Genomic DNA, 15,376 nt, shown 5'->3' with positions numbered 1-15,376 from the left:
ATCGCCTGAAAAGGATAGTTGCAGGCGATGTCCAATAAACAAAATAAAATTCAAAATCTTACGGTATTGAACTATATAATTAATTTTAATTTGCTCAATAACTATTAATTTGTTACAGGATTCCCTGTGCTAACATCGCATCGGCGACTTTTACAAAACCAGCAATATTTGCGCCTTTAACATAATTAGTCTGCTTATCTTCTCCACCATACTTCACACAATGCTGATGAATATCTAACATAATATGTTTCAAACGCGTATTCACTTTTTCTGCGGTCCAACTCAAATGAGCCGCATTTTGTGCCATTTCTAAACCGGATGTTGCTACCCCCCCTGCATTGGCGGCTTTTCCCGGCCCAAACAGCACACCCGCCTCAAGAAATGCATCCGTAGCTTCAATTGTCGTCGGCATATTTGCACCTTCAGCGACCGCGTTGACACCATTTTTAATTAAAATTTTTGCATCATCTATATCAAGTTCATTCTGAGTGGCGCAAGGTAAAGCAATATCTACTGGCACCGACCAGGGGTTCTTTCCTTTAAGATAAGTCAAACCAAACTCTTTTGCATATGCTTCAACACGACCATACTGATTTTTAATCTCTTCCAATCGTTTAAGTTTTTCTGGTGTAAAGCCCGCTTCATCAACAACGGTGCCATTTGAATCAGAAGCAGTAACCACCTTAGCACCTAATGACATACATTTTTCAATAGCATACTGAGCAACATTGCCCGCTCCAGAAACAGATACGCGTTTCCCCTCAAACGATAAACCATGATGTTTTAACATCGCATCAGTAAAATAAACCAAACCATAACCGGTAGCTTCAGGTCGAATTAAGCTGCCACCAAAAGACATGCCTTTACCTGTAAAAACACAGGAAGTGTTGTTTGACAGCTTTTTCATCATACCTGTCATAAAACCGACTTCTCGCCCGCCCACGCCAATATCTCCAGCAGGAACATCGGTATAAGGACCTAAATGTCGATAAAGCTCTGTTATCAATGCCTGACAAAAACGCATAACTTCTGCATGGCTTTTTCCTTTAGGATCAAAATCTGAGCCCCCTTTACCTCCGCCCATAGGTAAAGTGGTTAACGCGTTTTTAAAAGTTTGTTCAAAGCCGAGAAATTTTAAAATTGATAAATTAACTGAAGGATGAAAACGCATTCCACCTTTAAAAGGACCGATTGCCGAATTAAATTGTACCCGCCAGGCTCGATTAACTTGAACATTTCCCTGATCATCAACCCAACAAACACGAAACTGAATCACCCTCTCTGGCTCGACTATTCTTTGCAGTAATCCCTGCTCACAATATTGAGGATTATTGTGTAAAAATGGCGCCAAAGAAGTAAAAACTTCACGCACGGCTTGTAAGAACTCAGGTTGATCAGCATAACGTGACTGGATTGGTGTTAGGAATGTTTCTAAAGATAAGCAACCTTTCATACAAAATTCCTTAGATTAAAAATAAATTATTATATTTTCATACTTATTAACGTTTTTTTGCAGAATGACCTGCTATATGTGAATTTACTTATTGAATATATCACTAATTTATCTCTATTTTTAATGAGATTTTTTATGTCTTAATCACATTTTTCGGCAAAATATAAATAATTTAAATTAAAGCGGAATTGACAAAAAAACACTTGAATAATCAAGTATTTTTATTGAAAAAAACTAATTTATTAACAAATATTATCAATCACTATCTTTTAACGGCACAATTAACATATCAACATGAACAGTATTTATTAGTTGGCGAGCCGAGGACATCAACTTACTCCAGAAATCTTGATGATGACCACAAACCACTAAATCGACTTTATATTCTTTTATTGCATCAACCAAAACCTGCCCGAGATCACCTCGACCACTCAATTCTTTTTCAATCTTATAATCTGCCTCTTTTGCTAGTTTAGTCAATGCTTGGTGAGTTTCCTTGGTAATACGTTGCTCCATATCACCAAGATTTACATCAATCAATCCGGTATAAAGATCAGAATAATTTACATCAACATGAATTAAAGAAACTTTTGCATCATAAGGTTTTGCCATGGAAACAGCTTTATCAACTAAAATTTTACTTTCCGGGGATAAATCAACGGTAACAAGAATATGTTTGTAAGCCATATTTAGCTCCTTTCAAACGTCGCTCTTAAAAAAGAATACTGTTTTTATGATAAATATTTAGCGGTCAAACCTGATACTTAAATATCATCTTGAACTTAGTTTAATAAAAATTTTACCCATTAAATTATAAAAAATAGATTCCTTACTAATAATTAGCATAGACCAAATCAGCTAGATTTTCCATAATTTAGCATAAAAATCATAGTGTTGAGGATATTAATTATTTGTTAAAAATACATGTCATTAAAATTAAGCAGATAAAAATAATCACAAAGGGTCATTTTGTGAAGTTGTTAGATTATTCTACAATTAAAATAGACCGGCAACTGATAAGCAAATATTTTCTTTTATGCTTGCTATAAACAATATCAGCGGCTAAATCTGTATTTGTTGAGGTTATTATCTTAATATGCATGCATGGTTTTGGGCATTATGTATACTCTGCATCATAAATATGATGCGGTATTTTTCTTCAATTCGAGTATTACTTTTTATTCTGCGGGAATCTGATCCCTTGCTCTATCAATCTGTTGATGGCAACGGGTTCTTTACAGCCCATGGCCAATGGACTAAGCATATAAAACTAATTCGTTACATTAATACTAAGCAATATATTAATCACCACGATCCTGAAGTTATTTTACGTTGTGAACGCATTCGTAAGCAATTTATGTTAATTAGTGGATTAAGTATGATTGTTTTAATAAGTTTAATATGGACCATTTGGCAATATTAATCAGCTTAAATAACATTTAGATGATATATTATTTAACCAACAAAAATAGTGATGCTCAAATTAATCATCACTATTTTTTGTTATTTACTTTGTTCACATGTCTATATTAGTTTTAATGATATCCAATAAAACAAACCAGAAAGTATAATAGAAATAGGCAATGTAAAGAACCAAGCCAATAATATATTTTTAATTGTTTTAGCTTGTACACCACCCCCATCAACAACCATTGTGCCTGCTACCGCAGAAGATAGTACTTGTGTTGTTGATACAGGCATACCAGTATAACTTGCAACGCCAATGGAAACTGCAGCAGTAACTTGAGCAGAAACACCTTGTGCATAAGTCATACCTTTTTTACCAATTTTTTCACCGATCGTTATAGCAACACGTTGCCAACCAATCATAGTACCCACAGAAAGAGCTAAAGCAACGGCAATAATAATCCACAGTGGTGCATACTCTACAGTATTAAGTAAATCATTACTCAAGTTACGTAGAAAACGTGCATCGGAAGAAGACGTTTTAGGTAGTTTAGCTACATCTAATGCCGTATCAGATAAACACATTAATAATCGACGCATTTGATTACGTTGCTCGGGCTTTAGCGCTGAATAACTTTGAATGTCGGCCAACATCAGTGATGTCTGTTTTAACACATTAATAGGACGTGAATTATCACAATGGAATTTCTCATCTAAAATTTCCAATTCCGACTCGTGTTGTGACTTATTAACAATATGTTTTACCGCTGACTGATGCTCTTCATAATAATGTTGTAAATGGACTATTGCGTCATGGGTACGAGTTATATTATAACCACTGGCATTCATATTAAGCACAAACCCGGCTGGAGCCACGCCGATTAACACGAGCATAATAAGACCAATACCCTTCTGACCATCATTCGCACCATGGGAAAAACTGACACCAACCGCAGATAGAATCAATGCAGTACGTGTCCAGAAAGGCGGTTTTCTTTTACCATCTTTCTTCTCTCGCTCAGCCGGTGTTAAATGAATGCGACGACGTTTTTTCGTACCACTCCAATAACGGCGTAAAAAGAAAATAAGCAATCCTGCTATAACAAAACCAATAGCTGGAGAAAGAATAAGAGAAAGAAAAATTTCAATGACTTTTGATATATTTAATGCATCCACTATAGAGGAATCGGTCACTAAGGCATTGGTTAAACCAACACCAATAATAGCGCCTATTAATGTATGTGAACTGGAAGCAGGTAATCCCAAATACCAGGTACCCAAATTCCAAATAATGGCCGCCAATAGCATAGAAAAAACCATTGCTAGACCATGAGCAGAACTTACATTTAAGAGAAGATCTGTTGGCAACAGATGCACAATGGCATAAGCAACACTCAAGCCACCTAAAATAACGCCAAAAAAATTAAAAACACCCGCCATAACAACCGCAAATTGAGCTCGCATTGCTCGAGTATAAATAACCGTTGCTACTGCATTTGCGGTATCATGGAAACCATTAATTGCTTCGTAAAATAGCACAAATAATAGCGCTAGTATTAATAACAGACCGGTGTAGAAATCCAAACCAGTAAATAAATGTAGCATAAACCTTAAGCCAATTTGTTGAATATGAACTCAATGCATTATCAGTGACAAACGTTAGCGGTGGAAGCAAAATCTACATCTTTTTTGACTTTAATTGACAAAAAAAACGAATAAAACAAAAATATTCTTTACTTTCATTAAGTTACTAAAGTTAAGAATAAGTAGATTTTTAGCACTTACTGACATTTGTCTACTCAAATTTAGATCGTAATAAATATTTTACCCTATTTAATAAAAAACGCGTTATTTGTATTATTAATAAATATCTTTTCAGATAAAAGAGAAATTTTGTGGAAAAATTTGACGTAATCATTATAGGTGCAGGAGCGGCTGGTCTATTTTGTGCAGTTAATATAGGCCAAAAAGGTTTAAAAGTACTAGTACTGGATAATGGTAAAAAAGCGGGTAGAAAGATTTTAATGTCGGGTGGCGGGCGATGCAATTTCACCAACCTTTATATTGATCCTACTGCTTATATCTCTACTAATCCTCATTTTTGTAAGTCAGCACTAGCTCGCTTTACTCAATGGGATTTTATTGCATTAGTACAAAAACATCATATTCCTTATCATGAAAAAACATTAGGTCAACTTTTTTGTGACAATAGCGCACAAGATATCGTCAATTTACTATTAACTGAATGTAAAGTCGCTGGCGTTAGTTTACGCTTTCAAAGCGAAATAACTGAGATAAAAAAAATAGACAATAAGTATGTAGTCTCTGTTAATGAAAAAGTTATTAGTTCAAGTGCACTAATTGTCGCTAGCGGTGGTCTTTCAATGCCAAAACTAGGGGCAACTCCTTTTGGTTATCGTATAGCCGAACAATTTGGGCATAACATCCAGCCCACACGAGCAGCTTTAGTGCCTTTCACATTGCATAAGGCACTGCTTGACGTTTTACAAACACTCTCCGGTATTGCTATTTCAGTAAAAGTTAGTTCACAAAATGCAATGACATTCCAAGAAAATCTTTTATTTACACATAGAGGATTATCAGGCCCAGCCATTTTGCAAATCTCAAGTTACTGGCAGCCAGGAGAGCATATAAGTATTAATTTATTTCCCAATATTAATCTTATCGACTACTTAACCCATGAACTAACCATTAATCCTAATCTATCGCTAAAAAATCTATTAGCAAGATATCTACCTAAACGTTTTATCGAGACACTACAAATATTAAAAAGAATTCCAGATAACTCGTTAAAACAGCTTAATAAAAGGCAGATAAACATCATTGCGGAAAGATTACATAACTGGCAGATACAACCAAATAGTACAGAAGGTTACCGTACCGCAGAAGTCACGCTCGGTGGGGTTGATACGAGTAGTATTTCATCAAAAACAATGGAGTCAGAAAAAGTAGCCGGACTCTACTTTATTGGTGAAGTTGTTGATGTTACTGGTTGGTTAGGGGGATATAACTTTCAATGGGCATGGAGTTCAGCTTGGGCATGTGCTCAGCATCTGACAAGGTCATAACGCCTTCGTTATCGTTAACTTATTAATATTATCAGCTAAAATGATCTCTTTAATTTTTATTAATTGTCTTCAACCATAAAATTATTGTTTTAAGATTGTAAAACACATTATTATAAAAATATACTATATTTATCAGATAATAATAATTAAAAATGAATTTTTTACATTTATATTAAAAAAATCACTTTACAAATGATAGTGATAACCATTATCATTAAAACACTTTCAGATGAACCTTTCTGGGATCATATGAAAGGACGACATTGCTCACATTGCTTCCAGTGTTTACTTATGCCAGCCTAGCGCTGGCACTTTTTTTAGCACTTATCAATTTTAACTTTTATCCGATTAATTTTATCATCACGAGTAATTAATAAAGATTTCATTATAAGGTGGATGTTTTAATAGATTCCGCTTTTTGACTTATATACTATCGGATATAACGTAACAGCAAGGCCATAGAGACAACTTTAAAAAATTTTTGCTGTCCCATTTCAATTCATTAATACCGCAAGACATATTCACAATAAAATAAAAAATGCATAGATTTTATTCTATCCTATGCACTTTTTACTTTATTATCAGTAACCTTTTAATCAAAAAATTATAGCTTTGGACCTGCTTTCACAAGTGCCGCACCCACTGGGGTATCAGTATATTTCTCAAAATTATTAATAAATCGCTTAGCCAAATCTTTAGCTTTAACTTCCCATTGGCTGTTATCTGCATAAGTATGACGCGGATCTAAAATATTATTATCGACTACCGGCAAATGGGTTGGTATAGCTAAATTAAAAACAGGTAAATTTATGGTGTCTGCTTTATCTATATCCCCATTTAAAATTGCATCAATAATTGCACGAGTATCTTTGATCGAAATACGTTTGCCGGTTCCATTCCAACCTGTATTAACCAGATATGCTTTTGCGCCAGCGGCTTTCATACGTTTACCTAATACTTCAGCATATTGAGTAGGATGTAATGTCAGAAAAGCAGCCCCAAAACAGGCTGAAAAAGTAGGCGTAGGTTCAGTGATGCCGCGTTCGGTACCCGCTAATTTAGCGGTAAAACCTGACAAAAAGTGGTATTCTGTCTGTTCCTGTGTCAAACAAGATACCGGTGGCAAAACGCCAAAAGCATCGGCTGTCAGAAAAATCACTTTCGTCGCATGGCCTGCTTTAGATATTGGTTTAACAATATTATTAATATGGTAAATAGGATAAGAAACTCGGGTGTTTTCTGTTTTTGTTCCATCATTAAAATCGACCGAACCATCAGTTAAAACAGTGACATTTTCTAATAATGCATCACGTTTGATCGCATGATAAATATCAGGTTCTGCTGCTTCAGACAAATTTATTGTCTTAGCATAACAACCACCTTCAAAATTAAATACACCATCATCATCCCATCCGTGCTCATCATCACCAATTAATTTACGCTTAGGATCGGTAGAAAGGGTTGTTTTTCCTGTACCAGACAAACCAAAGAAAATCGCCACATCCCCTTTTTCTCCAACATTGGCTGAACAATGCATCGAAGCAATTCCTTTTAACGGCAGCAAATAATTCATGACAGAAAACAATCCTTTCTTCATTTCACCGCCATACCAAGTACCGCCAATAAGTTGCATACGCTCAGTCAAATTAAACGCCACAAAATTTTCTGAGTTTAAGCCTTGAGCCTGCCAGTTGGGATTAGTACATTTTGCACCATTCATGACAACAAAATCTGGTTGAAAATCAATCAATTCTTGTTCAGTAGGTCGAATAAACATATTTTTGACAAAATGTGCCTGCCAAGCCACTTCGGTAATAAAGCGCACCTTCAAACGGGTATCTGCATTCGCCCCGCAAAAAGCATCAATAATAAATAAACGCTTACCCGACAATTGGTTAGTCACCAAATCTTTTAATGATTTCCAGACTGCCTCGGTCATCGGTTTGTTATCATTTTTTCCTTTACCTTGATCCGCCCACCAAACGGTATTCATAGAAACGTTATCACGAACGATATATTTATCTTTGGGTGATCTACCAGTAAAAATACCGGTATCAACCGCCACTGCGCCTAAGTTAGTTTCAATACCGCGTTCATAGCCTTTTAAAGAAGGTTTTGTTTCTTCTGCAAATAATTGTTCATATCCTGGGTTATAAACGATTTCAGTAACTTGATGAATACCATATCTAGCCATCTCTTCTGGAGTAATCTTTTCTTTTGCACTCATTAATTTATGCTCCTAAATGAATTTTAACCTTAATTAGGACCTATCATAAATTTTTACTCGAAATTAACAGCGATAAAAATCAATAAATTTCATCTAAACTATTTTCTCAACTAGAAATGCGATCTAGAGCACAATCAACGTTACAGTAAAATATGTGTTTATAGCTTTTATTACGGCATAAAATAAGCACGGATGACTCAATGGATCTGCTGTTTTTTAATTCGCCTCAAGTCCTCAATATCTTGCTTATTAAACAGATAATTAGCCCCACAAAATTCACATTCAATATCAATTTCACCCCGTTCATGTAATATATGCTCAATGTCTTCATCAGGAAGAGATAGCAAAATGTTTACACAACGCTCTTTTGAGCAGTTGCAATGAAAGGTGACTGGCTGCGGATCAAATAAAGTCACATCTTCTTCATGATAAAGACGATGAAGAATTTCCTTTGCCTCTAAGTTATATAGCTCCTCGCCCTTAATCGTTGCGGTTAATTTTACCAGATGATCAAATTTATGCTGACTTTCACTAGCTGCAGAGGGCAGTACTTGCAATAATATTCCACCGGCAGCAGGCTGACCATTTATCTCAGCGGAATGAATAAATAAACGTGTCTGCAACTGTTCTGATTGTTTAAAATAATCATCCAAACATTCCGCTATTGTATTACTTTCCAATGCAACAACACCTTGATAACGCTCACCATTTGTTGGTGTAATCGTGATCACCATATAGCCTTGACCAATCATCTGTTTTAATGATGATTGATTAGTAACGGGTCCCTCAACACGAGCAACACCTCTCATTTGTTGATGATTATTTCCGTTTATTACCAGCATTTTTACAGGGCCATCTCCTTGAATTTGTAGGGTAATATCACCATCAAATTTTAAAGTTGCCGTTAATAAACTAGTGGCAACTAACAATTCACCCAATAATAAATTAACTGCTGGCGGATAATTGTGTTGATAAAGTATTTTTCTATAAGTCTCATTAACTGAAACTAGCTCACCACGAACAGCATCATCTTCAAACAAAAAACGGTGTAACTGGTCATATTTAGACATATTTTCTCTCATTACTAAAGTCGTCATCAAAATGACTCATTTAAATTTGTATGCTTAAATTTAATCAGGTTACGTCGTTCTTTCTTATCAGGACGACGTTCTGGATTTGGCATTGTTAATGAGTTGGTTTTCCGCGCTAATGCTAATTTTTCTCTATTAACAATACTGTCTTGTGTTTCACGATATAACGCTCTTGCTTCCGATGCGCCCCGTCGCTGATCGCTAATGGCCAATACTTTTATAGTTAGCTCATCATTTCCTTGTCTTAATTTTATAATCGCATGCTTTTCAACAACTTTACTTGGCTTACTGCGCTGCCCATTATAGTGAACTTTGCCACCCTCGATCATTTTACGGGCAATTGCGCGAGTTTTATAAAAACGTGCCGCCCATAACCATTTATCTAAACGGATAATCAAATCCATTTCTGATTGTGTTTTCATATTCGATTCATTACGTTAAATATTTTTTTGCTGGTCAGAAGAAGGAACAATATTGAAACAATGCTCATAATATTGTCGAATACTTTTTAATCGCCATTTATTTATACGCTTACGTGTAATAACCAGAATAAGATTCAATATAAAAGTTGCCATTAACAGCAAGTTTAATAGAAAAGCACTAATATAGCGTAAAAGTAAGATAGAGCTAGGTTTACTATGTAAAATAATATGACGCGTACCTTTTGCATCGACAAATAATTTAGTAATAATACCTTCTGCTTCAAAAGGCGTATGCATCAAAATATCTGACAATTTTTGCAGCTCCTGCCATTTTTGTAATGGAGTATAAGAATCAACAACAGGAGAGTGGAACGAAACTAGATCGACAAACGGTTTTCCTTCTTCACTAATAAGTAATACACCTCTGGCTGGTGGTGAATTCAATAATGCTGCTGCTTTTTCTATTTCTCTATTAATATAAAAAGATGTTGTTTCATTAACCAATTTTTCCAGGGTTTCTGCTCCACCTGGCCGTAATATCACATTTGTACCGGCTAATTTTCCATTTTTTGCTCGAGCAACAAGTACCGACCATTCGTAGGTATCACTTAAATTAACTAAAGCGCTCTTTAAACGAAAACATTCATTATTAAGTGGGCATAATGAATTTGTTTTTAAAATGATATCAGCAAAATTATCAAGCAAATTCATGCCGGATTTCATAATCTCGCGTCGAAGTTGCTGATTAACTTTATGATCTAGGTTATTAAAATAAAGCTGCTGTTTAACTGTTGTCGAAAGAGAAAATACTTTTTCAACTATATCAGATTCAGGTATAGGAGAGGGGCTTATATTATTCCAATAGATACCGGAACAATCAAAAGGAAGAAAATCAAATCGATTACCTTTCTCTATAAAATCAATAGGTACATAGCACATACCCACACCTTTAACTGCAATATAATCTCCAATCTGTAATGGCATTACTTCCAATTCAGAATAATTTGTTGTATGTCGATAATTTTCTCCATTAAGCCAATGAAAAATTAACCTCGCTGGTAAATGAACCGGTTCATAGAAATGAAGTAGTAACATGAGAAAAAAACTTGTTATCACCAACATTAAATTTTTGCCATATCTTTTATATGGATAACGACGTGCCTCTTCATGTAAAGATAAGTAACGTCCTTGACGAACAACGTAACCGTTTGCATACATATCAATATTAATAGCTTGATCAATCTCATATTCCAGGAATGGCTCCCAATGAGATGGATAAATAAGATCAATTCCAGCCAATGAAATATTATGTTTTTTACCTTTGTCAAACTCGCCGAATAAACCCAATCGTTTAGGTTTACCCTCTACACAACGAATATCTTGTTGATATCTTTTACGAAAAATATAGGGTCGATAAAGGAGATACACTCCAACAATAAAAGTAAGTCCGCCCAATAGCATTAACCAAGGAAAAAAAATAGCAATAACAAATAACGAAAGTGCACAAACAATTAGCCCAACACAAATAACGCCACCACCCCATAAACTAAACGATCGATTAAGCTTATACTCTTCCAATGTCTCTTTTCTAACCTTAATAAATTTTACCAGTTGCTGACCACTCTCTTGAATCAAAGCATTAACTGGTGGAAATGTTATTTCTCTAGCTAAATGAAATTCTTTAAAATCTTGCTTGAAATCAGCCAAAAAATGATTATTTACTGATATAACAAGAGGTAAGGTATCAGTTTCAACAACATCCATAACATTTTGCGTTGTTAAATAAGGTTCTAATTGTCGGGGTAAATGAACTTCTTTAGTATCAATAAAATAGCGCCATAAATTATCTTGCTCGTTGATTAAAGAAAAACGTGTTATTGCATTACAGCCCGAAGAAACCCAAGCATTTCTTTTAGGGAAATCAAATAACTTTCTTATTGTAGCCTCTTTTGTCTTTATTAAGATTTGTTCAGAATTGGTATATTTAAGATAATCACAAATTATCTGATATTCATCAGATGTAATTTTGCGATAATTAGCATGTATTAAGAAAGGTAATCTATCTACATCATTACCTTTTTTTCCCTTCATAAACAAAAAGAAAATTAATATAAACAAGCAAATAATTAAAATAACCAATATAACAAAAGGTAAGCTCATTTCTTCCCCGATGTAACGAATAATGCCTGTGCAGAATAACAACCATTTCCGTAGCTCTAAATAAGGTAATTCCTATTCTAGTTTTCTATTTTTAATATCAATAACAATGAGTTACGATTTATCATTATTTATTTTAACAAGATAGTAGTTCAATTAATAAGTAATTTAATAAAAATATTACTAAAACATCCTTATCCTAATAATCAATTCTGGTTAAATTTATTGATATATTATCACTAAATAGATAGATTGAATGACAATTGATTTCAGCAAAAAACTAAAAGTCCATCCTTGTCTTTAATATAAAAAGTTATAATCTATTCAACAAATTTTGTCCGGGACACAGTATATGAAACAAATGAAAAAACCCAAAATTCTGGATATAAAAAATATTGCTGAATCTAGACTTTTTCGTATCCAATCTGTTGATCTTGAATTTAGTAATGGCGTTAAGCGTCTTTATGAACGAATGCAGCCAACAATAAATGAAGCCGTACTGATTGTTCCTATTATCAATAACGAACTAATTTTAATTCGTGAATATGCTGTTGGTATTGAAGAGTATGAATTAGGTTTTCCTAAGGGAGCTATTGATAAAGGAGAAAGTGCCATTCAAGCTGCTATAAGAGAATTAAAAGAGGAAATTGGTTATGGCGCAAAACATGTTGAATTGCTAGGAAAACTAACAATATCCCCTGCCTATTTTTCTAGTAAAATGAATATATTCATTGCACAAAATCTTTATGAGGAAAAACTAGAGGGCGATGAACCCGAACCGCTAGAACAAATTCGTTGGCCAATTGACAATATGATGGAACTCCTTGATGTTAAAGATTTTAACGAAGCGAGAAATATTAGCGCTCTATTATATGCTCAACGTTATCTCAAAAATATTCGCTAACTCAATTAAGTCCTAATATTGTTAAATGAAATAGGGTCTATTTAATAACCCTAATTTCAACGACAAAAATTAAACAAAGTTATAAGTGTTCAAAAAAGTTCCTGACTATTGCCATCTTCAGAAATAACCATTGTACCTACCTCTCGAATAGCTGCTGTTTTAGGTTCAGTTCCTTCAATAAAATATTCCAAACTTTTACTTACTGAATTATCCGTTGCTAATTTACCGGTTTTGTTATCAATAGTAATAGAAATAATTCCTTCTGGGGGCTGTATTTTATTTTCCATCACTCCATCAAGAACAACTTTCATATAATCATTCCAGATAGGTTGAGCACTTTTTGCTCCCGCTTCGCCACCGGTAATAGTACGCCCTAAACTGCGTCTGTTATCATCAAAGCCTATCCAGGCTGTAGCAACTAGCTCGGGGCCATAACCAGAAAACCAAGCATCTTTAGAACTATTAGTCGTTCCTGTCTTTCCGCCAATATCTTTACGTTTAAAATCTCTCGCACGCCAGCCTGTCCCCATCCAACCAGGCTCTCCATAAATATTCGTCATCATTGCATTACTAATTAAAAAAGCCAAAGGTGTACTAATTACATGTGGAGCATATTTTTCTTGTTGAACCGTTATTGGCGTTTCACTATTAATATCTACTCTAGGTTCAAGCCTCATCGTCGGTGTTGTAGATTTAACTATATTCTCAATAGATTCTGCATTTATTTCTTTAATTTTTGGTACATCATCATAAATAACAGGTATATCGTTACATTGAGGACATGCGATTTTGGGCTTAGCTTCAAACACAATCTGACCTTCTAGCCCTTCAACTCGACTAATGAAATAAGGATCGATAAGGTAACCACCATTAGACATAACAGCATAACCTCGAACTATTTGCATAGGCGTAAATGACGGAGCACCTAATGCCAATGACTCTGTTCGATTAATATTTTCTTCAGGAAAGCCAAAGCGTTTTAGATAATCCGCCGCATAATCAACTCCCATTGCACGCATAGCTCGTACCATCACAACATTTTTCGACTGTCCTAATCCTTGCCGCAAACTAATTGGACCTGCATATTTGTCGGGAGAATTTTTAGGTCGCCAATCTGAATCAGCTCCAGCATCCCAACGAGTAATAGGCATATCATTTAATAACGAAGCTAACGTTAATCCTTTATCTAATGCTGCGGTATAAAGAAAAGGTTTAATATTGGAACCAACTTGACGTAATGACTGGGTTACTCGATTAAATTTACTTAACTCAAAATCAAACCCGCCAACCAACGCAACAATAGCGCCATCGATTGGATTGAGAGCAATAAAAGCTGAATTTGCTTCTGGTATTTGCGCTAACCACCAACTATCTTTAACCTGTCGTATACGAATTAATTCTCCCACTTTAACAACTTCGTTAACCGTTTTAGGTGTTACTCCTTGTCGCTCATCAGAAATATATTTACGTGCCCAAGAAACACCATTGATTGCCAACTCAACAGAAACACCATTTGACATTATAACTTCAGCTTTATTTCTATCAGTCGCAATAACTACAGCGGGAATTAATGGCCCATAAGTAGGTATTTTTTTTAGTTTTTCAATAATTTGTTCATGTGCCCAAGGTGTTTGTCGCTGCGTCCAAAGAGTTTTTTCTGCTCCTCGATAACCATGACGAATATCATAATTAATTAAGTTATTACGCAAAGCATTCTCTGCTGCTATCTGATCTTTACTGAAGATGGTGGTATAGACTTTATAACCATCGGTATAGGCATTCTCACCATAGCGTTTATAGAGCTCTTGCCTAACCATTCCTGCCAGATAGGGCGCTGAAAATAAAATTTTTGGTGCGTGATAAGTGGCTATAATTTTTTCACGCTTTGCTTCATTATATTGCTGTTGAGTAATATACCCCTCTTCTAACATCCGTAATAATACGATATTGCGACGATTTATCGCTCGTTCATAGGAATAAAGAGGATTAAAAGTAGAAGGTGCTTTTGGTAAACCTGCAATCATCGCAATTTCACTTAAACTTAATTCATTTACAGACTTACCAAAATAAACATAAGCAGCTGCACCTACACCATAAGCGCGATTTCCTAAATAAATCTTATTTAAATAAAGTTCCAGAATTTCATCTTTTGACAATAATTGCTCAATCCGGACAGCTAAAAACACCTCTTTAGCTTTACGCATCAATGTTTTTTCTCGGCTTAGGAAAAAATTTCTGGCTAACTGTTGCGTTATTGTACTAGCCCCTTGCGAAGCATGACCGGAAGCAGCTATGACCGATATAGCGCGAAAAACGCCTATAGGATCAATACCATGATGCTCATAATATCGGCTATCTTCCGTCGCAACAAAAGCTTTTATCATTAGTGGGGGAATTTCTTTTAAGGACAATGGAAGACGACGTTTCTCTCCAAATTGCGCGATCAACTCACCCTCTGCACTTAACACCTGCATAGGTACTTGCAATCGAACATCTTTTAATGTTGCTACATCAGGCAGTTCTGATTCGACATATTTGTACAAACCAAAAATAGATCCAGCCCCCAAAACTAGACAACAAACTATAAAAAAAAGAAAAAACTTTACGATCTTCACCTGAAATTCCC

11 protein-coding genes are annotated in these 15,376 nt (G+C 35.0%); 3 read left to right on the top strand and 8 right to left on the bottom strand.

Features of this window, described 5'->3' with window-relative positions; genetic code table 11:
* Window positions 1–112 precede the first annotated feature (112 nt).
* Together gdhA and uspA are read right to left on the bottom strand one after the other, a co-directional pair.
* Window positions 113–1,453: an NADP-specific glutamate dehydrogenase gene (gene gdhA, locus LDL57_RS00270; protein ID WP_225506715.1), complete on the bottom strand. Its 1,341-nt coding sequence runs from the start codon at window positions 1,451–1,453 to the stop codon at window positions 113–115.
* Between the two features lie 255 nt (window positions 1,454–1,708).
* Window positions 1,709–2,140: a universal stress protein UspA gene (uspA, locus tag LDL57_RS00265; RefSeq protein WP_180559314.1), complete on the bottom strand. Its 432-nt coding sequence runs from the start codon at window positions 2,138–2,140 to the stop codon at window positions 1,709–1,711.
* Between the two features lie 454 nt (window positions 2,141–2,594).
* Between uspA and uspB the strand changes: the two genes are divergently transcribed.
* The gene (gene uspB, locus LDL57_RS00260; protein ID WP_233458135.1) at window positions 2,595–2,876 is read left to right on the top strand and encodes a universal stress protein UspB; all 282 of its coding nucleotides are present in this window, start codon (window positions 2,595–2,597) and stop codon (window positions 2,874–2,876) included.
* A 101-nt stretch (window positions 2,877–2,977) separates the two neighbouring features.
* On the opposite strand, the gene pitA is transcribed toward uspB, so the two are convergent.
* Window positions 2,978–4,465: an inorganic phosphate transporter PitA gene (gene pitA, locus LDL57_RS00255; RefSeq protein WP_225506703.1), complete on the bottom strand. Its 1,488-nt coding sequence runs from the start codon at window positions 4,463–4,465 to the stop codon at window positions 2,978–2,980.
* A gap of 290 nt (window positions 4,466–4,755) precedes the next feature.
* On the opposite strand from pitA, the gene LDL57_RS00250 reads away from it, so the two are divergent.
* On the top strand, window positions 4,756–5,949 hold the full coding sequence (locus LDL57_RS00250) for a BaiN/RdsA family NAD(P)/FAD-dependent oxidoreductase (RefSeq protein WP_180559311.1): 1,194 nt from the start codon (window positions 4,756–4,758) through the stop codon (window positions 5,947–5,949).
* 604 nt (window positions 5,950–6,553) lie between these two features.
* On the opposite strand, the gene pckA is transcribed toward LDL57_RS00250, so the two are convergent.
* The 4 genes from pckA to LDL57_RS00230 all read right to left on the bottom strand — a co-directional run bounded on the left by pckA (window position 6,554) and on the right by LDL57_RS00230 (window position 11,849).
* Complete coding sequence (pckA, locus tag LDL57_RS00245; RefSeq protein ID WP_180559310.1) at window positions 6,554–8,176, bottom strand: phosphoenolpyruvate carboxykinase (ATP); 1,623 nt, start codon at window positions 8,174–8,176, stop codon at window positions 6,554–6,556.
* 197 nt (window positions 8,177–8,373) lie between these two features.
* Complete coding sequence (gene hslO, locus LDL57_RS00240) at window positions 8,374–9,246, bottom strand: Hsp33 family molecular chaperone HslO (RefSeq protein ID WP_180559326.1); 873 nt, start codon at window positions 9,244–9,246, stop codon at window positions 8,374–8,376.
* Window positions 9,247–9,272: 26 nt separating this feature from the next.
* The gene (hslR, locus tag LDL57_RS00235) at window positions 9,273–9,689 is read right to left on the bottom strand and encodes a ribosome-associated heat shock protein Hsp15 (protein ID WP_180559309.1); all 417 of its coding nucleotides are present in this window, start codon (window positions 9,687–9,689) and stop codon (window positions 9,273–9,275) included.
* A gap of 15 nt (window positions 9,690–9,704) precedes the next feature.
* Window positions 9,705–11,849 carry an IgaA/UmoB family intracellular growth attenuator gene (locus LDL57_RS00230; RefSeq protein WP_180559308.1) on the bottom strand — a complete coding sequence of 715 codons (2,145 nt, stop codon included), beginning with the start codon at window positions 11,847–11,849 and terminating at the stop codon, window positions 9,705–9,707.
* Window positions 11,850–12,198: 349 nt separating this feature from the next.
* On the opposite strand from LDL57_RS00230, the gene nudE reads away from it, so the two are divergent.
* Entirely contained in the window at window positions 12,199–12,750 is a 552-nt protein-coding gene (gene nudE, locus LDL57_RS00225) for an ADP compounds hydrolase NudE (protein ID WP_180559307.1), read from the top strand.
* Between the two features lie 89 nt (window positions 12,751–12,839).
* On the opposite strand, the gene mrcA is transcribed toward nudE, so the two are convergent.
* Window positions 12,840–15,365: a peptidoglycan glycosyltransferase/peptidoglycan DD-transpeptidase MrcA gene (gene mrcA, locus LDL57_RS00220; protein WP_180559306.1), complete on the bottom strand. Its 2,526-nt coding sequence runs from the start codon at window positions 15,363–15,365 to the stop codon at window positions 12,840–12,842.
* Window positions 15,366–15,376 lie beyond the last annotated feature (11 nt).

Source organism: Arsenophonus apicola (assembly GCF_020268605.1).
In the GTDB taxonomy this organism is placed as follows: domain Bacteria; phylum Pseudomonadota; class Gammaproteobacteria; order Enterobacterales; family Enterobacteriaceae; genus Arsenophonus; species Arsenophonus apicola.
Note: the sequence above shows the minus strand (reverse complement) of the source record. Positions and strands in the feature narration are given on the sequence as shown.